This is a genomic window from Cellulophaga sp. RHA19, from assembly GCF_002813425.1.
GTDB lineage: Bacteria > Bacteroidota > Bacteroidia > Flavobacteriales > Flavobacteriaceae > Cellulophaga.
Genome location: NZ_PHUL01000001.1, coordinates 1,918,208 through 1,942,024, shown reverse-complemented (window position 1 = coordinate 1,942,024; position 23,817 = coordinate 1,918,208). Strand labels below are relative to the sequence as shown.

Genomic DNA, 23,817 nt, shown 5'->3' with positions numbered 1-23,817 from the left:
ACCAAATGTCTAATTCGTAGTTTTTACACCTTTTTAAGCCTAGAAATTAGTATACAATCTGCTTCTCCTGCCCACGGAGACCTGAATTTGCCCGGTTTATCTATAATTATTTCTTTTGTAAACTCACCTGTCAATGTATTAAACCATTGTACGGTTCTACTTTCTTCTTTCTTTTTTAAAAATGCAGCATCTATGCCGTAGTTTTCTTTGTGTATATATAACAAAACAGTGCCTTTATCATCTGTTAAGTTATAACCACTACCGTTGTGCCAAGGAGTTGGTTTCATTTTATGAAACTGAAACTTACTAAACAGTTTTTGCATATGATTAAAGTATATAAACTTTGGCCTATAAAACTCTTTAGGTTGCTCAAAAGGGTTATAAATAATTACATTCCATGAGGTTCCTTGCCAGTAATACGTTGTATAAACACCTGCAAACAAACACATATAATTACGACGTAAACAGGTTTCTGCATTGGTATAGTCTCCTGTAAAAACAGTATACGGAGATTCTTCATAACCCCCGTGTTCTATATTAAATATGGGTTTGTTTTTAAATTTTGTTTTGGCCTCTAACATTTTGTTGTAAATATTGTGCGACCAATTTTGGGAAGAAATAAAATCTACCTTGTCTGGAAAATTAGAACAGTATTTATAATCATGTACAGACACCAACCTGTTGTATTTGTCATTTGCTTTTAACCTATCTATTCTTCCATGAATATAATCTTCATCTGCTCTGCCATAATACAATGCTTCTTTAGATATATCCCAAACAATATTAGGAAATGCTTGGTAGCGTTTTATCACATAATCAAAATACATATTATCTGCTGCTGTATTCATATCTGGCCAAGCAACTAGTTTATTCCATACATAAATCATTAAATGGGCTGCTATACGCTTGTCATGCATTAAACTAATTGTACGGTCTAGTTTTTTAAAAAAATCAGGGTTTAAAGATGTATAATTAGGCGCTTCATTATTTCCTAAAAAAGGAAAAATATCTTTTGGACCACCAAATTCATGCTTTGGATACTCTTTTAACTTGTCATCCTTTTTCCAACTTACATCATAAGAAAACACATTCATAACCACTTGGTTAAATCCGTTTTTACTTAAAAGATCTAAAAGATGGTTTGTCTTTGGAGTCCCATTTTTATCATGATAATCTAAAGCATAAAGCCAGTCACACTCAAAAGCTAGTAAAAAGTAAGGAGTACCATCTTCATAATAAAAATTTTGAGGATCATTTTTATGCACTATTATACCTCCGTGGTTATTGCCTACTGCATCAGAAACAGACACCTTTCCTGTTTTATTACTTATTTGTTTTATGTCTCCTTTGGTTGTAAAACTCCAATTACCTTTTAACGAGCTAGAAAATCTAATTACCCACTCTTTATTACCATTGTAAAAGCCAGGTACTTGTTGTACAGTACCATTTGTATGGGTAAAAACAGCATAAAAATTAGCGGTATAAGGAGTTGATATTTTTTTGTTTACTGTAAATGTAATATCTAAAACCTCCCACTTTGGAATATTAAAAACAGTGTTATACGTATAGTTTTCTTTTTTAAGTTGACCAGTTGCTGTTGTAAAAGTTAACAAACTAACAACTATTAAAAGCCTTAATACATTTTGCATAACAGTGTTTTTTGTATGTTCATCATTTTAATTATTAGTCATTCCAGTGTTCATCTATCACTTTTTGTATGTGCGGAAACTTACTACCATCTTCCTCATTTAAACTTTTACGCTTGGTTTTTAACTGCTTTTTAAGTTCTTTAATTATGTCTTTATAGGCAGGGTCATTATAGGCATTATTCATTTCTTTAGGATCTTTACTTAAATCATAAAACTCCCAAGCAGCTGGTGTATCCATATCAAACTTATTACCCCAACTTTTTTTGTTCCATGTTGCGTTAGGGTCTTTGGTGTCTACCCAATATTTACCATAAAAAAATATTAGTTTATATTGTTTTGTTCTAATACCAAAGTGAGCAGGATTTGCGTGTGCATGTGCCATATGCATCCAATACCTATAATAGGTAGATTGTTGCCAACCTTTTGGCTCTTTACCTGTTTCTAAAATTGTTTTAAAACTATTTCCTTGCATTTGTTCTGGAGCTGTACCGCCTGCCAAGTCTATTAAAGTAGGCGCAAAATCTGCATTGTTAATTATAGCATCTGTTCTGGTACCTGCCTTTATTTTTTCTGGATAACGTACAAAAAATGGCATACGCATTGACTCTTCATACATCCATCTTTTATCAATATAATCATGTTCTCCCAGCATAAAACCTTGGTCACCTGTGTACACAATTATGGTATTATCATACAAACCTTCTTCCTTTAAAAATTTAACCAATCTGGCTACATTATCATCTACCCCTTTTACACAACGTAGATACCTTTTTAAGTATTCTTGGTACGTTTTATGTGTATATTCTTTATCCGTAATATCCAAAGAAATACTTTTTGCTGCATCAAACTCTGGGTTAGATATTTTTGTGTACTCATCAGACCAAATTCTCATTCCCATACTCCTAACAATATTTCTTTTAGATACTGATGAGCCAACTACACGCAAAAGAGAGTCATTTGCCCCTCTGGTAGCTATAGAACCGTTATTACCATTTTCATATAAACTTGCAGGTTCTGGAATATATGTATTTTTTAAATAATCTTTATAACGAGGCGCATACTCAAAATCGTCATGAGGTGCTTTGTAATGATGCATTAAAAAAAATGGTTTGTCCTTGTTTCGCTTATCTTTTAACCAAGCAATAGTTAAATCTGTAATATTATCACTAGAATGTCCTTTTGTTTGTATTCTGTTTTTTGGCCACTCTTGGTCTCCTTGTACTATAAATTCTGGATTATGGTATTTACCTTGTCCTGGCAATACCGCATAATAATCAAAAGTAGCAGGCTCATCTTCTAAATGCCATTTGCCAACCACTGCAGCCTCATACCCTAACTTTTTCATTTCTTGTGGTAAATATTGCCTTTCTGGCGGTATGTGACCTTCTAAATCTAGTACACCATTTGCCTGACTATATTGTCCTGTAATCATAGTTGCTCTACTTGGAGTACAAATAGAATTTGTAACAAAACAATTATCAAAAATAATACCTTCATTAGCAATTTTATCTAAGTTAGGTGTTGGGTTTAAACTAGCCAACCTACTGTTATAAATACCAAAAGCTTGTGAAGTATGGTCATCTGCCATAATATATATTATGTTTGGTTTTTTGGTTTCTATAGCTATTTTTTCTTTTTCGCTACAAGAAATAATAGTTGCTATAAATATTGAAAAACAAAATAGCTTTTTAAACATTGTTAGTAGGTTTTAGTTTGATAAAATAAAAGCGCTAATTAAAGCGCTTTACAAAAGTTACATTTTTTTTAGTAATAAATAATAACATATGATTTTATGAATAAAACATATGATTAATACATTTAATCTGCTTTAACTGGTTTAAAAATACGAATCCAATCTACTTTAAAAGTATTGTTCTCTTTATTAGCCAATTCTGTATCAGATGGTGTAATGTTTTTATCGGATCTCCATGTTTGATCTTCTGCATTAATTATAATATCCATTGGTTTACTTAAACCTTTGCCCTCTGCAAAATTATTAGGGTCTATCATATCTTCACCAGAAGTTGTTCTTACCAATTTTCCGTTTATATAATATTCTAAATGAAAAGGATCTCTCCAGTACACACCTACTCTATAAAAATCTTCTCTCCACAACGTACCAACCTCATCTTTGTACCAACTACCTGCATCTGTTGGTTGGTAATCTTGAAAAGGTTCTCTAATAAACATATGATGGCTTAAATGAATACGCTCTGCATACCAAGTTTGATCTGCCTGTGCTAACTCTGAGTAACTAGCTCCGTAAGCCTCTACAATATCTATCTCCTGTGTATCATCTGAGCTTAAAAGCCAAACATCTGATGCTAATGTAGTATTTGCAATTTTTACATTTGCCTCTATGTACACTGGGTAAATTACTTGTTCTTTTGAGGTTATACAACCTAAATGAATTTTGTTTGAGTTTGGCACCCTACTAGCTACCATTTGCAAGTAACCATCTTTTACTAAAGAGTGGTCTCTTTTCCATTCAGTTAATCCTGGTCCTGCCCATTGGTTATGGTAAAAATCTGTCCATTTAGCATCAAAATCTGCTCCTTTATTATCTGCAGGTGCTTCATAATCAAAATTATCTGATGTCTCTTGAAACTCCCAAACATTACCTTCTCCTGCATCTGCAGGTACTGGTATGGTTTGCCAAGTTACTTCTGGTTCTTCTTCAGCTTCTTCTACGGGGTTATCTGGATTTTCTACTACCTGCTCATCTTCTGCTTTATCTATAGAGCTGCTATTGCTACATGAAACCACATAAAAAAATAAGAAGAGTATTGTTGCTTTAAATTTTATCATTGTAAATTAGTTTTAGCCAAAATTGTAGAATGCTTGTGGTTTTTACACAAAAAAAAACTGTACAAAAAATAGACAACGCCCTTTTTTAAGCATAAAAAAGGCCCTACTTTGTAGAGCAGAGCCTTATTTTTAATAAATTATTTTTTATGGTCTTTCATCTACTTCCATAATTCTAATATCATCAAAATATATAACACCCATACCATTGTGTCTTAAATATATTTCATAATCACTAGCTGTAGTACCTGCAGTAAACCTTTGAGCAGGACTTACAGTAACCCAAGTATCTTCTGCCGCTGTGGCAACTACGTTATTCCAAAACTGAAATGCAGTTTCTCCGTCTTTCTGTATCCAAGGTCCATTCATATTTATTACTGCACCGGCTTGCTTATATATTTTATATTCTAACTGATAAGTTACCCCTGCTGTTAATGAATATTGGTCTACAATATTATGAAACCCAGACCAAGCACCAGATTGTGCTGCATCTACTTTTATACTGTATTGACCACTAGCAGCTTGTTCTGTTGATGGCGCTACAGTTGTAGTTGGTAAATTATCATCTTTAGTTGTCCAGTTTACTCCACCATCTTCAATGTCATAACGTACTGCTTCATGTTGGTACATTTGAACAGGCAAATCTGTAAACGCTGCTGGTATACGAGTATCTGTAGACTCTAAAGTTCCGTTACCATCATAAGAAATTGTAATATCATCAGATCTGTATATTGGATCCTGTAGTTTTATTTCTAAAATAGTAGCATTAGAAGAGTTTAAACTAATTGTTGAAATTGTAAAAGGTGAGCCATTTACATTTACAGTAAAAAAGGATTTCTGATCTGCAAAAGGTTTAAATTCTCCATTATATGGTATTTGTATAGTTTGGTTTTCTAACTCTACCAAATCACCAGCAACCTCAAAAGGTAATGATGATGGCACCACGTTTATTGTAGCTGCAATATTATATCTGTCATAATCTGCAGGTATAGTTTCTCCTTGCCTACTAATATTTAAAGATGCTTTAAAAGATCCTAATTGATTTAATTGTACAACTGCAAGAGAATCTGTGCTTGTGATATCTCCTATTTGCCATGACCTTGTATTAGGACGACCAATAGTTGTAACATCTACAAACTCTAATTCTGACCCTGCTTCTACGGTAATTACATCACTCTCTAACTCATGAGGAACAACTACGCCGTTTTGACGAATTAGTATTTGCGGTACAATGGTATCATAAACATCTACCACAAAAGTAGTATCTATAACCCATTTGTTACCTACTTCTTTTGCTGGAAAAACAAAACCATCTGCCCCTTTAAATTCTACGTATTCTTTAAACTCATTATAAAGATTTACCTTTTTTAAACCACCTTCTGTAAATAAAATATGTACTGTTTTATCTTTACTTTCTAAAGACTGTGGCTTAATAATAAACTCATCATAAATAGAATCTTTACGGGTTATTGGCCCTTTTAAAAAAGCACTTCCTTGCTCTATTGTCCATTTATGTGATATTTCTCCTTGAGATAAATCTGAAAATGAAGCAAAATCATTTACACTAACACTAACTATAGTATCTCTAAAACCACTTGTATACCAAGATACATCTGAGAACGAATTAGGAGCATCATAATCATCACTATTACACGCTGTGATAAGCGATATAATTAATGCTATTAAAATTAATCTATTATTCATAATATCTTTTTTTAGTTATTCAAATTTGGATTAGCAGTAACTTCACTATTTGGTATAGGATAATATCCGTGTACACTCTCATTATAATTTACTGCAGCTTGTGCGTAATCTATAAATGTAAAACCATTAGCAATAGGACTTTCTCCTTCTTTTAATATAGAACCCCATCTTGTTAAAGGTTTACCTTCTTTGTCTATAAAAGGATAATTATCTGCCCAATATCTTCTTTGACTTAAATCTTGGAAACGTTCTTTTAAAACTCCCCAACGTCTTAAATCTAAGAAACGAGTTGCATGTCCTTCTTCAGATAACTCTAATGGTCTTTCTACATACATTAAATGCTCCATTAAAGTTTTTGCATCATACGCAATATCATCATGATCTGCTCCTGGATATGTACCAGAACCATTAGGGCCTATTAGTTTTAAGGCAGAACGGTGTCTTACCTCGTTTACTAAAGTCATAGCTTGTTCTACTCCTGCGTCATCTGTACCTCCTTTAATTAAACACTCTGCCAACATTAAATAAACATCTGCTAAACGTACCAAACGTATGTTTAAGCCAGAACGTGTATTAGGTACAATATCACTCTCTGTATTTACAGTTGCCCAATTTGTGTATTTTCTAAAATAAGCTGTTTCTTTATTATTAAATACAGTTGCGTCTGCTGTAGATAAACCTCCGTAATAAGGAGTATCCATATCATCTACCACCGCAATAGAATAAGATGCACGCAGTGAGTAAGACCTTGGTCTCATTAAAGTAACAGGATCACAACCTTCTTCACCGTCTTCACAAGGGACAAAATTTCTTGGGTCACTCATATCTAATTCCTCATTTTTATAAGCCAATTGCAACCATGCACTTGGCATAGAAGCTCTATAACCTCCTAAATTTCCTGGTGCAAATATTCTACTTAAAACATTAGATACGTTTTGACTATCATAAGGGTTTAACTCTGATTTAAAGTTAATAGAGTAGCTAACCTCTAAAATAGATTCTGAATTAAACTCACCAGCTTCAGAAAAATTATCTCCTATGTTATCTACAAGGGCTCTACCGTATTCTCCGTTAGTTATAATATCGTTAAAATAAACTTCTGCTGCTGTATAATCTTCTTCATACAAATAACTTCTTCCTAGTTCTGCCGCTGCTGCAGCTGCAGTTACACGACCAATATTAGAGTTACCATCCCAGACTGGAGGTAAATTTTCATACGCAAATTCTAAGTCTGCTAAGTAAAAAGCTTTAACCTCACTTGCAGAGCTTAATGGTTGGTAAAAATCACTTTCTGCTTCTGGAACAAAATCAAAAATTGGTACACTACCTTGATTATACATATTGTATAAGTAACTGTAAGATATGCCTCTAAAAAATTTAGCTTGAGCAATAATTTGTGTTGCAAAATCTATTTTATCTTGGTCCTTATAGGTTGCTATTAACCTTTCTCCGTTTGAGATAACTTGGTTTGATCTAAAAATAACAGTATAAGTTGCAGACCATTTATTTCTAATATCATTTTCTGCATCATTAAAAGTTTGCAGATAAAATGAATTTTGCGTGTTTGGCCTACCAAATCCTGGCCAACTCATATCTGATCTATGATTGTCTGATACTACATTAAAAATACTTGTATTTTTAAAAGCGTTATATACAGCAGTTAAACCTCCATTAAGATCTACATTATTTTTCCAGAAACTACCTGTAGATAGCTCATTAGGATTGGTTTCTTCTAAATAATCATCTGAACATGCTGTACTGCATATAACACACAGTAAAGCAACAGCTATTTTGTTAACTATTAATTTTTTCATTTCTAGTTCTTTTTTTATTAAAATTTAAATTCAATACCAGCTCTGTACTGTGTGCTTATTGGATAAACACCTGCATCAATACCACGAGTACTTAATCCGTCATTTCCAATTTCTGGATCAAAACCATCATAACCTGTAATAGTTAATAGGTTATCTGCTGCTATGTAAAATCTTAATTTATTAATATTAAGCTTTTCATTTAATTTTTTAGGTAAAGTATACCCTAGAGTTACATTTCTTAATCTTCCAAAACTTCCGTCTTGTAGCCAGTAATCTGTATATCCTCTATAATTAAAATGATCTCTGCCTCTGTCTGCAGGAACAGTTGAAGTTGGATTTGAAAGTGTCCATTGATGAACTAAGTCTTGGTGCGTACCTTGCTTATATGCGTATGCCTTACTACCATTAATAATTTCTCCTCCTATTGCTGCATACCAATTCATAGAAAAATCTATATTTTTATAGTTAGCATTTAGGTTTAAACCTAACTCATACTCTGGAGCTCCACTACCTTTATAGACTCTATCATCTAATGTAATTTCTCCATCTCCAGCATCGGCTATACCGTCGTTATTGGTATCTACTGTTGGCTGATCTACATACCTAAGATCTCCTAAATTTGCAGTAGGATCTAACTGTCTGTACTCATCTAATTCTGCTTGTGTTGTTACCAGTCCATCTGTTTCTACTAAAAAGAATGCACCAGCTTCATACCCTTCTCTAAGAGCTGTTACTAAATCTTCTCCTGGTAAACCTGGAGCTACTTGACTACCTCCTAAAAATGAAAACTTATTAGAATCACTCATTCTTGTTATTCTATTTTCATTTTTAGAATAGTTAGCTGAAACGTTCCAACTAAACTTTCCTTTGTGTTTGTAACTAGCACTCCATTCTGTACCATAGTTACGCATATCGCCAACATTTAATATTACGCTAGAGTTGTTACCTCCACCAACAGTTGGTGGTAAAATAACAGGAAACAGCATATTTGTTCTAGACCCGTCATAAACCTCACTAGTTAGGGTAAGTTTATTATTAAAGAAACCGAACTCCATACCAAAGTTCTTCTCTATTTTCTTCTCCCATTTTGCTTTAGGGTTTTTAAATGCTTCTTGTATAGCTCCTAAAACCAATACCTGATTTGATCCCGTACCAAAAACATAATCATGTCCTAACCCTATAGTTGGTGCTGTACTATAATCTAAAATACTTTGGTTACCAGTTGTACCATAACTAAATCTCATTTTAAAGAAATTGAAAGTTTTTCCAAAAACTTTATCCCATCCTTCTTCGTCTGATACAATCCAAGCTGCAGATGCAGAAGGGGCATATATCCATCTATTTTCTTCAGAAAAACGACTAGTACCATCTCGCCTTAAACTGGCGCTTATTAAATATTTACCTTTATAATCATACTGTAAACGTCCAAGCATACCAATTAACGTATTGGTTCTATCTTGCCCATAACCGTTACCCGTTCCTACATTAGCATCTAAAGTTGCACCATTTAAGTTGGTAACTTCATTATTAAAAAGATCAAACTTTTGAGCAAAGAAAGAATCGTAAGTGTATTTTTCTGCACTTAATGCTCCTACTAAAGTTACATGGTGGTCTCCATATGTTTTATTAAAAGTTGCTATACCATCTATAGTTGCACTAGTAGATCTATCACTTTGGTTATACACACCAGATCTTACTTGTTGAGGAATTAAATCTCCCTCTACAGAATATGCTGTAAATAAAGGATTAATTCTAACACGTGTATTGTTAGTTCTGCTTATTGAAGCTCTTGTTGTAAGTTTTACACTAGAAAGTAGTTGATGATCTATTTGCATACGAGCATCAAAATTATCTCCATTTCTAACATCAGACTGCTTAAGCTTTGACATTAAAAAACTTAAGTTAGTTGCGTCATTACTATTTGGTGCACCTGCACTATCATCTACCGTTGGTGCACTAGGGTCTATAAGCTGCTGATAAGGTTTGTACCTATACCCATCTAATAGTATTTGCCATGGTGTATACTCTTGCTCATCAGTTCTTAAACCTATACCAGTTGTAAATGTCCATTTGCCCTTTTTGTATGTTGTATTTGCTCTTACATTTAATCTTTCTAGACCTGAGTTGATTAAAGAACCTTCTTGATCAAAATAATTTACAGATACATTAAAGCGTAACCCTTCTTTACCTCCAGAGATATTAAGATTATGATTTTGAATTAAAGCCATATCATTCTGAAGAATATCCATTAAGTTAGTGTTATTGGTAAAATCATAACGGTTTTGCTCTAGTGTTGTAAAAGAGTTATTGGGAAAAGTGCCGTTAATATTATTTAACCTTACAAACTGACTGTACATAGAATCTTCAAAATTCATTAAAGGCACACTAGATACTATATCTTGTGCTCCCATATAGCTGGTAATACCAATATCCATTTTACCAACTTTACCAGATTTTGTTGTAATTAAAATTACACCAGCAGAACCTCTTGTACCATAAATTGCGGCAGAAGCTGCATCTTTAAGTACATCTATTGTCTCTATCTCTGCTACACTTAATTGCGGGTTACCATCTTGTGGTATACCATCTACAACATACAATGGTGAATTACTTCCAAAAACAGAGTTAATACCACGAATAAGTATTACAGCATCTGACCCTGGTTGTCCACTACTAGAGGTTACATTTACACCTGCAATTTGCCCTTGCAGTGCACTACCAACGTCTGATGTAGATATTTTTTCTATATCTTCTGCCTGTACTTGTGCAACAGCTCCTGTTACTTCTCTTTTCTTTTGTACACCATAGCCAATAACTACCACTTCTTTTAACGCCTCTATGTCTTCTTTCATAGCAACGTTAATGGTGGTTTTTGAACCTACTTTAAGTTCTTGTGCTAAATAACCTATGTAACTAAATATTAGTACACTATTAGGTTCTGCCTTTATTTCGTAATTGCCATCAAAATCTGTAACTACACCATTAGTAGTTCCTTTAACAACCACACTTACTCCTAAAAGCGGTTCACCGTCTCCGGTAACACTACCTTTTACGCTTTTTGTTTGCGCTTGAACCAAACCAAAGCCTATAACAAAAAAAAGAATAGTTAAAAAAGCTTTATGTCTAGACTTAACAAGTAAATTGAATTTCATTTCCATAATTGTTTTTTAAGTTTAGTTACACAAATGTTGATTTTATTTACTTTAAGCGTAGTAACAAATGTTTTTTTAAGTAAAACATATGTATAAAATCTTAAAAAAGTGTTAACTAAAACGTCCTGAAGGTAGCAAAATGGTTGATGTTATATTATTTTGACAATAAAACAAGACTTAGAATGTCAATTTAAAAAAATTAAGTTAATTTTTATTTAAATTGATAATCTAACAAAAAACCACCATAAAACTTAAGTAGAATTAATAGCGGTTTTTGTAAAAAGTGAGTTTTTTTAATAGAATTCTATTTTGTAAACAAAGGCATAGTTACCTACTTTGTTTTTTAATGGTTGTATTACCAAACCCATTGCCGTTTGCTCCCAACTAATATCTTCTGTGCTACCTAAAAGTTGTATCTGTTTTATTTTTTGCTTTTTATTTGATAAAGATTTTATAACAACCTCATCCTTTGGCCAATCCAAAACTGTAGCGTATAATACATCGTCTTTTGTTGTAAAACGAATGTCTTTTTCTGTATTGTCTTTATTTTTATGTTCACTTAAGTGTCCCTCTACAACTTCTGCAGGCCCTTCGCCATATATATCCCAAGTTCTTGTACCATATATAGCTTCTCCGTTAACTTTTAACCAAGCTCCCATTTGTAACAAACGTTCTTTAACCTCTGCAGGAATTTCTCCTTCTGCTGTTGGTGTAATATTTAATAAAACTGCACCATTTTTACTCACCACATCAACTAAAAAATCTACAAGTCTGTTAGTTGTTTTGTAATTAGGATTTTGAACATTACTCCAAGATTTCCAATCTATAGAGTCATCTGTTAGCCAAGTAAAATCTTTTTTTTTACTCATTCTAGACCTTTCTAAGTCTAATACTGCAGAGCCTACTGCTAAATCTTTAAATTTATAGGTTACAACAACTTCCTTGTTATTTTTTAATCCTTGGTTATAAAAGTTTGCTAAAAATTGTTTTCTATAATCTTCATCAATAATGTCCATTTTATTATCAAACCATACAATGTCCGGATCGTATTTAGTTGTTAACTCTGTTAACCTATTTAACCACTCTTTATTAAAATCATTATCTGGTAACGGATTTGTTGGTTTATTTGCCATTACAAAAGTTCCTTTAGGAACTTTGGGTCCGTATAAACCACTAAAATTGGTAGTATAAGCATCTGTATTTTTATCCCAAGTTGGGTACCAGGCATATAACCAGTGGCGGTGATAAGTTGTTATAAATTTTAAACCACGTGTTTTTATGGCTTTTTCCATAGCCCCAACAACATCTATTTTTGGACCTTTATCTTTGGCATCCCAAGTGGTTAACTTACTATCCCACATTGCAAAACCATCTGCGTGTTCTGCAATTGGCCCTGCAAATTGTGCGCCTGCATTTACAAATAAATCTGCCCAAGCATCTGCATTAAACTTTTCTGCTTTAAACATTGGTATAAAGTCTTTATAACCAAAAGCATCTAAGCTACCATATGTTTTTTTATGATATTTATTTATCGGATGTCCATCTACGTACATCCACCTAGAGTACCATTCATTCATATATGCAGGTACAGTGTATGGTCCCCAATGAAAATATATTCCAAATTTTAAATCTTTGTACCACTCTGGAACCTTATATTTTTGTAGTGATTCCCAATCTGCAGTATATTTATAATTAGTTTTTGGAAGCTCAGTTTTTATTTTCTGAGACGTACACCCCATAAGTAGTAAAACCAAATAAGCACTTAGTAATATTATTTTTTTCATAGTAGGTTGCAATTCCTTGGTGTTATAGTCCTATAACTATTTTAGGGATTTCTGCTGCGTCATATTTTTCTAAATCTTTCTGCTCTATACTAGTTTGCCAAACATAAGCAAATTTTAAATTTTCCATTTTAGAAAATACCTCTAAGCTTTTAGAGGTAATTTTAGTACCAAATAAGTTTACACTGGTCATATTTTTTAATTCTAAAAGATGAGTAATAGCATTATCTGATATTGGGTTACCACTGAGTTTCAGTTTTTGGATATTAGTAATTTTACTTATAATCTTAACACTTTCGTCTGTTACTTGATTATTTTCTAAAGATAGCCATATTATATTCTCTTTAATAGGCAGTAGCTTTTCTAGTTTTTCTTTCAACTCATTTTCTTGTCCGGCTACTACTGTATTTGGGGCCAATACTACTTCAAACAAATTAGACTCAAAAACCAGTTCTCTAATTTTAAAACCTTCTTTTTCTATACTAGATATTAACTCACTACTAACTTTACCTACCGTTGGTAAAGCCTCTGTATTATTAGTAGCAGCACTAAAACCTAGCATTGTACTTGCTATTGCTGTAATATTATCTGGGGTTTTTACATTTGCAACTTTAGTTTTAAAACCTGCATTAGAACTATTTATCCAGTATGTTACAATTGCTATTTCTTCTTCAGTTAAAGGAGTTTTGCCTTCTGGTGGCATAAAATCTTCACTGTGAGGATCCAATAAAACCCTTTTTACCAACTCAGACGCATCTGCATTACCCGGAACCAAAATAGCCCCATTTTTACCACCGCTGTGCATAGACAAACTATCTACCAAAGATAATCCTCCCTTTTTTTTACTATCGTTATGACAACTAATACATTTATTCTCTAAAATTGGTGCTACTAAATGGCCATAAACCTCAGCATCTTCTACCTTAGTAACTGCTGCTAATTCTGTTTTTTCATTGGTATTAAATGGTGCATATTTTACCAAATAATCACTTCCATGGGTAAGGTTACCTCCATAATGACCCGTTACACTTATAACAATAACAAGCAACGTAAGTGCTGCTATATTGGGTTGTATTTTTTTATAGTTTGATAATTTTATTTTTTCAATCCTAATTAACCAAGCTAAAAAAGCCAATGCTGTTGTTGCTACTCCAAACCAAAAGTGAGCATCTAAAGCATTTTCATCATAATCTCCACTTAATGATAACATATACCCTAAAATACAAGCAACCAAAGCACTTATTCCTCCAAGAAGTAATGCTAACGGTATACCTGCTGTTAAAACAGGATTTTTTTTAACTCTACTAAAAACCTCAAGTATAAAGGCAAATAATAAAAAACCAATAGGCAAATGCACCACAAGCGGATGAAACCTACCTAAAAACAATACAAAATCTGGGACACTATTTTCCATTTTTATTTTTTAATTTTTAAACGCGCTCTAATTTTATTGGAGCCGTTTTATTTGCATTCCATTGACATATGTAGAGGTTTTTATCTTCGTCTACGCACACATCATGACCGTGTAAAATTGGTTTGTTTTTTAGTTGATATGATTTTTGAAGTTCTCCTTTTATGTATTCTGGCTCTGTACCTCCAGGATTAGAAACTACTTTATCGTTCTCTAAAATAGTAACAAAACCAGTGTGATCTTTCCAATTAGTTTTACCAACTTTTGGTTGTGACCAGCAAACACCAGCATATAAATTAGTATCATCAAAAACAGGTCTGCACACCTGCATATTAGGTAGTTTTAATGTTTTAACATATACACCATTTAAGGTAAACCATTTAAAACACTGCTCGTTCCTAGATGTACAAACCACCATTGGTTTGTTTTTATCTCTATAATCTATAGCTACACCATGTGCATTTTGCAAATTATAATCTGTATTGGTGTTGTTATGACCTCCCCAACGCCTAATAAACTCTCCTTTGTAATTGTATTGTAAAATATAATCTTGTCCGTACCCATCTGCCACATAAATATCTCCGTTAGGACCTATGGCTATTTCTGTAGGACAAAAATTTTCACCTGGCTCATATACACCTATAGTTTGCGGATGACCAATATCAAAAAGAACTTTACCATCTGTAGTCGTTTTTGTTATTCTACCATTGTGCTTTATCCATTTTCCTGTTTTGTTTAAGTACCAACCAGAATCTGCTAAAAAAAGAAAATCTTCACCACCTTCATTAGATATAGTAAGCCCATGACCACCCGGATAAGCTGTTCCCCAAGCATCTAAAACCTTACCAGACTTATCAAAAATTACAATATTATTTTTGGTATGGTCACCAATCATTATAAGTCTACCTTTACTATCCATTTCCATTTCATGGCAGTTAAGCAATGGGTTGTGCACTGCACTTATCTGTGCCCAATTATTATGCACTTTATAGGTATAATCTCCGTGACCTAAAATAGTTTGCTCTGGTTTACTTTTTTTAAGTATTGAAAAACCCATAGTAGGTGTAGCTGCAACTACGGCACTTGCTATAGCTGTGTTTTTTATAAAATTTCTTCTGGTTGACATTTTTTTGTTTGGTTTAAGTTAATAGGTCTTTAACAACATTACCGTGTACGTCTGTTAAACGATAGCGTCTGCCCTGATGCTTAAATGTTAAACGTTCATGGTCTACACCAAATAAGTGTAAAAGTGTTGCGTGAAAATCATGTACATGCACAGGATCTTTTACTACGTTGTAACTAAAATCATCTGTTTCTCCGTATGAAAAACCTGGTTTTACACCAGCACCTGCCATCCACATTGTAAATGCTTTTGGGTGGTGGTCTCTACCATAATTTTCTTTTGTTAATTGCCCTTGAGAATATACTGTACGGCCAAACTCGCCTCCCCATACTACCAACGTATCATCTAACATTCCGCGTTGTTTTAAATCTTTTATTAGAGCTGCTGTTGGTTGGTCTGTTTTTTTAGACTGACTTTTAACTCCTCCTGGACAATAGTTATGCTGATCCCATCCTTGGTGATACAACTGCACAAACTTTACTCCTTTTTCTAACAGTTTCCTTGCCATTAAACAGTTTGCTGCATACGTCCCTGGATCTCTACTATCTTTACCATACATTTCAAAAGTACTGTCTGACTCGTCTGATAAATCTGAAACTTCTGGTACTGAAGTTTGCATTTTAAAAGCCATTTCATACTGAGACATTCTTGCTTGAATTTCTGGGTCGCCGTAAGCATCTTTTTGCAAGTCATTTAAATCACCTAAATAATCTAACATATGTCTACGATCTTTACCATCGTAATTTTCTGGATCGCTTAAATACAACACAGGATCTTTACCAGATCTAAACTGTACACCTTGGTGCTCTGTTGGTAAAAAGCCATTACCCCATAAACTAGATTTTAAAGGCTGTCCTTTTCCGTTTTTAGAAACCAAAGTTATAAATGTAGGTAGGTTTTCATTATCTGATCCTAGACCATAACTTAGCCATGAACCAATAGATGGTCTGCCAGGTAATTGGTTACCCGTTTGCATAAAAGTAATAGCAGGCGTATGGTTTATTTGATCTGTTTGCATCCCTTTAATAAAACATAAGTCGTCTACAACTTCAGACAAATAAGGCATAGCGTCACTAACCCACGCTCTAGACTCTCCGTATTGTTTAAAATTAAATGTAGAAGGTGCAATGGGCAATGTACTTTGGTTACCACTCATACCTGTTAAGCGTTGACCACTCATAATAGAATCTGGCAACTCTTTACCAAACATATCTGACAGTTTTGGTTTATAATCAAACAAATCCATTTGTGAAGGACCTCCACTCTGAAACAGATAAATGATTCTCTTTGCCTTTGGCAAATGGTGTGGCAAACCTAATCTGTTTTTGTTATAGGTACTTAATATTTCTTCTGGAGTGCTATTTTTATTTAAGGAAGCAAACATTTTATCTGCACCCAATAAGCTACCCAATGCTAAAGCACCTATTCCTAAAGATGTTTTCTTTAAAAAGTCTCTACGGTCTACTTGCTTTTCAATTTCTTGTAAATCTTTATTATTAGACCTTAATTTATGGTGATGATTATTACACATATTCTTATTCTTTTAAGGTTAATATTTATCTTTTTGTTATGGTAGCATCTGCATTCATAATAGTACTTGCTACTACTGCATTTGCTGCAATTAATGCTTTATTATCATTCTCATTTAACTTAAAGGCTCCTGTATTTAACCAACCTAAAGTTTTGGCAGTGTTGCTACTAAATTTTTGATATTCATTTTCTTGTAATTTTTGTAGTAAGCTTAATTCCTTTTTTGTTGCGTTTCTACCGGTTAATCTTATAAATGCCATATTAATACCAGAAGTTATATCTTTTTCCTTAGACATCAACTTACCTAAAACCCTTGAAGCTTCTATGTATGTAGGGTCATTTAAAATTACTAATGCCTGCAAAGGAGTATTTGTTTTTTGCCTTCTAGATGAGCATAAATCTCTTGTAGGAGCATCAAAAGTTGCAATGGTTGGGTTAGGAACTGTTCTTTTCCAAATGGTATACATACTTCGCCTATACAAACCTTCTTCTCCATCTTGTGTATATGTATCTCCATTTACCTCCCATAAACCCTCTGGCTGGTATGGTTTTACACTTTCTCCACCTACTTTTTCATTTAATAAACCAGAAGCATACAACGCATTATCGCGCAGCATTTCTCCTGAAAGTCTTGTTGACGGACCACGAGACAACCATTTATTATCTACGTCTACAGCTAAAAGCTCTTTACTTATTACAGAGCTTTGTTGGTATGTATTAGACATCATTATTGTTTTTAATAACGCTTTAACATCCCATCCAGATTCTGTAAAACGAATTGCTAACCAGTCTAATAATTTAGGATGAGTTGGTAAATTACCTTGATTACCAAAATCTTCTGAACTAACTACAAGACCATTCCCAAAAAGGTTTTGCCAATATCTATTAACAGTAACTCTAGAAGTAAGCGGGTTGTTTTTATGCGTTATCCATTTGGCTAAGCCAAGTCTATTTTTTGGCCACTCTTTTTTCCAAGCAAAAATATCCTCGGGTACATTTGGAAAAACAGAATCTGTTGGCGAATCATAATTTCCACGATCTAGAATGTAGGTTTGCCTATTATGCTTACTCTCTTTCATAACCATAATTTGCTTAATAGGGTCTATACTATCTACTAAAGCTAGCCTATCTTTTTCTAACTTTTTAAGAACATTATTATAGGCTAATGAGTTGGCTGATAAATAATACTCTATAAACTTTTGTTTTTCCTTATCAGATAAATTTTCAACACTTTTTTCTTTAATGTTCTCTAAAGCATCAGGATTTGCAATTTGCATTACTTCTATTTCACTTAACTCTTTGTTAAAAACTAAAAAGTCATCAATAATAGCATCTTTAATACCCTTTCCTCTCCAGACTGCACCTATACGTAAACCAGGTTCTAATTTTTCACTTTTAGGACCATACAACCTTATTTCATGAAAAATGATGTCTTTATACAAATTATCAAAAACAGCTTTAGTTTGTTGCTTTTCCCCGTCTACATAAATAGCTACTCCTTTTGCTTTACTAGAACCATCATATGTCATAGTTAACTGCACCCATTTATCTTTAGGAACATTGTTTAATGACTCTACAACAATTGCATTATCTGGATATACATGTGCTAGTAAAGCTTCTAACTTATTATCCTTTATTTTTAAATGATACCCTCTAAAACTATGCAACTCAGGGCTATTCATTTTATGAAAAATTACCCCATCTTTTAGTTCTTTTGGAATAAACACTTTTATACCTATGCTAAAAGGTTGGTTTCTTTGAAAAATACCTATTTTATCTAAATCTAACCAAGTATCACCATTCATTACAAGGCCATCTCCACTAGCTCCTTCTCCAAATACTGGTTTTTCATTATCAACAAATTGCTGACGCATTCTTATGTTATTTTTTCCGTTACCACCAACTGCATTTATTATTTTTTTATTATCAAAATTAAAAGAAGCAATTAATCCTTTAGGTTTTGCAGTTAACGGCACTTTTTTATACGCATTGGTAGCAAGCCATTTATCTGCTTTGCTAACCTCAACTTTTTTAGTGGTTTTTACTTTTTCTTCTGCATCGTTAACAATTTTTTCTAAATAAGCTATTACACCTTCTTGTTCTTTAGTTGGTAGCATCATTGCAGGAACAGGAGTTGCTAAATCCCAAGGTATTAGTCCGGTTTCATCTACATTATTAAAAAAGCTATACATTTCGTAATAGTTTTTTTGAGAAATAGGGTCATATTTATGATCATGACATTTAGCACATGCATAAGATAATCCCAACATACCTTGTGTTACTGTTGCTGTCCTATCTGCAACGTACTCAGATCTAAATTCTTCATCTATAATACCACCTTCTAAATTTTGTGGATGCAACCTATTAAAAGCAGTAGCTAATTTTTGCTCTCTGGTTGGATTTTTAAATAGATCTCCTGCCAATTGCCAAGTTAAAAACTCATCATATGGCATATTTTCATTAAAAGATTTAATAACCCAATCTCTCCACGGCGAGGTATCTCTGTATTTATCATTACTATAACCGTGCGTGTCTGCATATCGGGAAACATCCATCCAATCTAATGTCATTTGTTCGCCAAAATGAGGAGATGCCAATAGCCTATCTATTTGTTTTTCAAAAGCATTAGAAGAATTGTCTTTTAAAAAGTCTGTTATTTCTTGTTGTGTTGGTGGTAAGCCAATTAAATCAAAAGAAGCCCTACGTAATAATATTTCTTTATCTGCTTTTTTGGATGGTGTTAAGTTTACTTCTTTTAATTTTGCTAACACAAAATTATCTATTTCATTACCACCTAAGTCTTTATTTTCTATTTTAGGAATTTTATGTTTCTCTGGGGTTAAAAAAGCCCAATGTTTTTTATACTCTGCTCCTTCTTCTATCCACCTAATTAAAACTGCTTTTTCATAATCTGTTAATGTTAAATGTGAGCTTGGTGCTGGCATTATTAAATCTGGATCATCAGACATTATACGATGAAAAAACTCACTCTTTTTTAAATTACCTGGTGTAATTGCAAATTTCCCTGGAGACTCTGGCAACTCTGCATATGCAAAACTTGCATCATGTAATTGTAAACCTCCTTTAATATTTCCTTTATCTGGACCGTGACATAAGTAGCACTTATCAGACAAAATTGGTTTTACATGTTCATTAAAATCTACTTTCTCTGGTAGTTTATCATATTCAACCGCAACCAGTTCTGGTAGGTCTGGACCTCCACAAGAACAGATTAACAAAAAAACAAATCCTAAAATTAACGGTATCTTAATTTTTAACATAAAAATTGATAATTTAATAACGAATCAAAAATAAAATAACTTACCTCTATATAAATGACCAAATCAGTCTATAAAATATACTTTTCCGTTATGTTGAGTTTTTATCTAGTATTATAATCTATTAATATTTTATATTTTAGTAGTGGTGTAAGCTGTTTGTCTAGATAAGAGTCTAGTTTATAAAAAATACATAATCAGCTATTTAAAAAAAGCAAAAACTAATTATGATAGAAATTCTACAATCTTTAAGGTTAACCTTACTTAATACAGGGTATGCCAAACTAGGTACTTCATGGGATTTTGACAACGTTATTAGCCCTTTTACAAGAATGTATTACATTACTAAAGGAACTGCTAGAGTATACCATAACGATAATGTATACCACTTAAAACCAGGATACATGTATTTAATACCTAGTTTTACGTATGCTAGGTATATCTGTGATGATTATCATGAACAATATTATATTAGTTTTTTAGAAGAAATTAATAGTGGCTTATCTATATATAATTTTAAAAATTTTGAATACGAAATTAAAGCAAGTGAGCAATGTCTATATTACTTTAAAAGGTTAACTATATTAAATGCTAACAGAGAAATTAAAAATAGTGACCCAAAAACATACGATAATAGACCTACACTACAAGATTTTATTAAGCAAAATGAGAATTTAAGTACTCAAGAGTTTTTAGAAACACAAGGAATTTTAACAACCTTATTATCTAATTTTATAACTAATAAAAAACTCCCCAAAGAAATTAATTTATCTAATTCTAATTTAAATCAGATTTTAAATTACATTAATAAAAATCTACACCTACCCATTACTATAGAAGAACTTGCTAATACTTGCCACTACAGTACAGATTACTTTTCTAAATTATTTTTAAATACCTACGGATTAAGACCCAATAAATACATACAATCTAAAAGAATTGAACGCGCACAATTACTATTACTAACAACAAAAGACTCTTTAGAGGAAATAGCACAAAAAGTTGGTTTTGAAAATGTATCTTATTTCTCTAGGTCATTTAAAAAGCATACCGAAAAAACACCTGCTTCTTTTAGAAAGGAGCAGGTGAATATTTAAAGGTAAAACTTATTTTTTATTAAAATTTACGTTCTTTTCTGCCTCGCATTTTGTTTGCCTGGTTATCACCTAAGAACTTTTCTTTAACAGGATCCCAATCTAATGGTCTACCTAAGTTATAGGCAATATTTGCAATGTTACAAACCGTTGCTGAACGGTGAGCTGTTTCTGCATCACATATTGGCTGTGTTCTGTTTTTAATAGATGAAATCCAATCTTGATAATGGTTTCCTTCTGTATTATACAGTTTAATATCTGAAGCTGTAAGCTCTGCACTTACCAAATTTTTAGGTGTAGTTTCAAAATAACTACGGCTAATATCCATAGTTCCTTTAGACCCAATAAAACGAACTCCCCATCCTCTACCAAAATCTTCATGTATCATTTCTACACCATTATCATAATACATTTTTAAACCTTTAACTGCTTTTTTATCTGTAGGCGGAACATACTTTACAGGCCCAGACCTATCCATACCTAAAGCCCATTGGACAATATCAAACATATGAGCTCCCCAGTCACATAATATACCTCCACCAACTTCTTCATAAAGTCTCCAATCTGGCCAAAAATCTACATCATTACGAGATGGTGCCAACCTATGGTTATAGCCTAATAAAGGTGCTGGGCCACACCACTTGTTCCAGTTTACCTCTGCTGGTAATGTCTCTGGCTGTAAATTATAAGGTACTGCAGGGTCACCAACATTTACAAGAACTTGTTTTATGTCTCCTAAATATCCGTTTCTTACCAACTCACAAGCTCGTCTAAAGTTTTTACCCGAGCGTTGCATACTACCCGTTTGTAATATTTTATTTGTCTTTTTTACTGTTTTAACTAAATCTATACCTTCATTAATATTATGTGTTAATGGTTTTTCACAATACACATCTTTACCAGCTTTCATTGCATCTATTGCCTGTATTGCATGCCAATGATCTGGAGTTGCAATTACAACAGCATCTACATCTTTACGGTCTAGTAACTCGTTGTAATTTGTATAAGTTGTAACTCCATTGTAATTATTCTGTTTTCTTTTTTCTGCATATATTGCATTTACAGCCCCTTTAAACCACTCGTTTTTTGTTGACCATACATCACAAGCAGCAACAATTTGAGAGTTTGTTGCTCCAACAAAATTCTTTGCTAACCCTCTACTTTGTTTTCCTAAACCAATAAATCCTAAATTAATTCTATCACTAGGTGCAACAAATCCTCTACCAAAAATATGTCTTGGTAGTATAGTTACGGCTCCTGTTGCCAAGGCGGTTTTGGTTATAAAACCTCTTCTAGATATTTTAGAATCTGTTACTGGCTTTTTAGTACTTTTTAAGTCTTTCATTATATAGGTTGTTTTTAGTTTGATTAAAAAGGGTTACTTTTTAAAATTAAAAAATTATACCAATAAAATTACCTATACTATACTTTGTCTAGTAATAGTAGTGTTTAAAATAGTGCCATAAATGGTTAATTTTTAATAAAAAGACAAAAAAAAATCCGAAAACACTAAGCTTTCGGATTGTAGTTTATTTTTAGATCTCTTTATTTTCTTTCTTGTAAAATAGCAATAAGTTCTGTTGGATTTGACACGTAAGTTGTTTTCCCTTCAAAATATTTTTCTTTTAAATTAATAGGGTTTCCAGCAACTAATAAATGTGCTGTTGTCTGCTTTAATATAGCCGCAATTTTATCTTTTACTTTATCTGGAATTGTTGTTATAAACATAGTAAGTAACAAATCTGGTTTTACTATTTCTTGTACAGATTCTAAATTTTCAATAGGCACATGTTGACCTAAGTAATACACATTCCATCCTAAATCTTTAGCTATATATTGCGCTAACAATAATCCTATTTCATGGTGTTCATTCTCTGGTAAAAATAATACTATTTTAGATGCATCTTCCTCTGCTAATGATAAATTATCTATACCAGCAATTACTTTTTGTCTAATTAAATTAGACACAAAATGCTCTTGTGCAGGCATTACCTTATCTATTCCCCACAAAACACCTATTTGGTTTAAAAAAGGGTAAATTAAATCAGAAACTGTTTGTAATAAGCCTTTGTTTAATATGTGCCCGTCTAGTATTTTAACAAATTCTCTTTCGTTCATCTCTAACAAACACAACATAAGAGCAGTTAGCACATCGCCCTCAATGGGTTTTAATAACACCTCGGTTACATTAGCGTGTAGCTCCTCATTAGACATTTTGTCAATTTTAGACACCTTAAAACCATTGCGCTGTAAAATACTAACGTTAAGTAATTTACGTAACAACTCATCTGTGTAATATCTAATATTTGTATCTGTACGCTCTGGCTGCACAAAATTATACCTGCTCTCCCACTTACGTAAGGTATGTGCATTAATTCCGGTTAGTGTAGCAACCTGAGACATTGAATAACTACCCATTTCAACTAAATTTTCTAGTTGCAAAAATAACTTAAAAAAAGAATCAAACTTAATTTTG

14 protein-coding genes are annotated in these 23,817 nt (G+C 32.8%); 1 reads left to right on the top strand and 13 read right to left on the bottom strand.

The window, feature by feature from the left end:
• Nucleotides 1-23 precede the first annotated feature (23 nt).
• The 11 genes from AX016_RS08555 to AX016_RS08505 all read right to left on the bottom strand — a co-directional run bounded on the left by AX016_RS08555 (nucleotide 24) and on the right by AX016_RS08505 (nucleotide 20,250).
• Nucleotides 24-1,649, bottom strand: a complete 1,626-nt coding sequence (locus tag AX016_RS08555) for a DUF5060 domain-containing protein (protein ID WP_100895205.1) — start codon at nucleotides 1,647-1,649, stop codon at nucleotides 24-26.
• 34 nt (nucleotides 1,650-1,683) lie between these two features.
• Complete coding sequence (locus AX016_RS08550; protein ID WP_100895204.1) at nucleotides 1,684-3,345, bottom strand: sulfatase family protein; 1,662 nt, start codon at nucleotides 3,343-3,345, stop codon at nucleotides 1,684-1,686.
• Nucleotides 3,346-3,467: 122 nt separating this feature from the next.
• The gene (locus tag AX016_RS08545) at nucleotides 3,468-4,457 is read right to left on the bottom strand and encodes a beta-agarase (RefSeq protein ID WP_100895203.1); all 990 of its coding nucleotides are present in this window, start codon (nucleotides 4,455-4,457) and stop codon (nucleotides 3,468-3,470) included.
• Between the two features lie 144 nt (nucleotides 4,458-4,601).
• Nucleotides 4,602-6,158, bottom strand: a complete 1,557-nt coding sequence (locus tag AX016_RS08540) for a hypothetical protein (RefSeq protein WP_100895202.1) — start codon at nucleotides 6,156-6,158, stop codon at nucleotides 4,602-4,604.
• 11 nt (nucleotides 6,159-6,169) lie between these two features.
• Nucleotides 6,170-7,972, bottom strand: a complete 1,803-nt coding sequence (locus AX016_RS08535) for a RagB/SusD family nutrient uptake outer membrane protein (RefSeq protein ID WP_100895201.1) — start codon at nucleotides 7,970-7,972, stop codon at nucleotides 6,170-6,172.
• Between the two features lie 17 nt (nucleotides 7,973-7,989).
• Nucleotides 7,990-11,124 (bottom strand): SusC/RagA family TonB-linked outer membrane protein, encoded by a 3,135-nt coding sequence (locus AX016_RS08530; RefSeq protein ID WP_232732613.1) that lies wholly within the window; start codon nucleotides 11,122-11,124, stop codon nucleotides 7,990-7,992.
• A 293-nt stretch (nucleotides 11,125-11,417) separates the two neighbouring features.
• Nucleotides 11,418-12,908, bottom strand: coding sequence for an alpha-L-fucosidase (locus AX016_RS08525; RefSeq protein WP_100895199.1), 1,491 nt, complete (start codon nucleotides 12,906-12,908; stop codon nucleotides 11,418-11,420).
• A gap of 22 nt (nucleotides 12,909-12,930) precedes the next feature.
• The gene (locus AX016_RS08520) at nucleotides 12,931-14,319 is read right to left on the bottom strand and encodes a c-type cytochrome domain-containing protein (protein WP_100895198.1); all 1,389 of its coding nucleotides are present in this window, start codon (nucleotides 14,317-14,319) and stop codon (nucleotides 12,931-12,933) included.
• A gap of 16 nt (nucleotides 14,320-14,335) precedes the next feature.
• Nucleotides 14,336-15,442: a twin-arginine translocation signal domain-containing protein gene (locus tag AX016_RS08515; RefSeq protein WP_198519418.1), complete on the bottom strand. Its 1,107-nt coding sequence runs from the start codon at nucleotides 15,440-15,442 to the stop codon at nucleotides 14,336-14,338.
• 13 nt (nucleotides 15,443-15,455) lie between these two features.
• Nucleotides 15,456-16,970 carry a DUF1501 domain-containing protein gene (locus AX016_RS08510; RefSeq protein WP_100895197.1) on the bottom strand — a complete coding sequence of 505 codons (1,515 nt, stop codon included), beginning with the start codon at nucleotides 16,968-16,970 and terminating at the stop codon, nucleotides 15,456-15,458.
• A 25-nt stretch (nucleotides 16,971-16,995) separates the two neighbouring features.
• The gene (locus AX016_RS08505; RefSeq protein ID WP_100895196.1) at nucleotides 16,996-20,250 is read right to left on the bottom strand and encodes a DUF1553 domain-containing protein; all 3,255 of its coding nucleotides are present in this window, start codon (nucleotides 20,248-20,250) and stop codon (nucleotides 16,996-16,998) included.
• Between the two features lie 224 nt (nucleotides 20,251-20,474).
• Between AX016_RS08505 and AX016_RS08500 the strand changes: the two genes are divergently transcribed.
• Nucleotides 20,475-21,344, top strand: coding sequence for an AraC family transcriptional regulator (locus AX016_RS08500; RefSeq protein ID WP_100895195.1), 870 nt, complete (start codon nucleotides 20,475-20,477; stop codon nucleotides 21,342-21,344).
• A 19-nt stretch (nucleotides 21,345-21,363) separates the two neighbouring features.
• Here AX016_RS08500 and AX016_RS08495 read toward each other — a convergent pair whose 3' ends face one another.
• On the bottom strand, nucleotides 21,364-22,686 hold the full coding sequence (locus tag AX016_RS08495) for a Gfo/Idh/MocA family protein (protein WP_100895194.1): 1,323 nt from the start codon (nucleotides 22,684-22,686) through the stop codon (nucleotides 21,364-21,366).
• A gap of 200 nt (nucleotides 22,687-22,886) precedes the next feature.
• Nucleotides 22,887-23,759 (bottom strand): MerR family transcriptional regulator, encoded by an 873-nt coding sequence (locus AX016_RS08490; RefSeq protein WP_100895193.1) that lies wholly within the window; start codon nucleotides 23,757-23,759, stop codon nucleotides 22,887-22,889.
• Nucleotides 23,760-23,817: the final 58 nt, after the last annotated feature.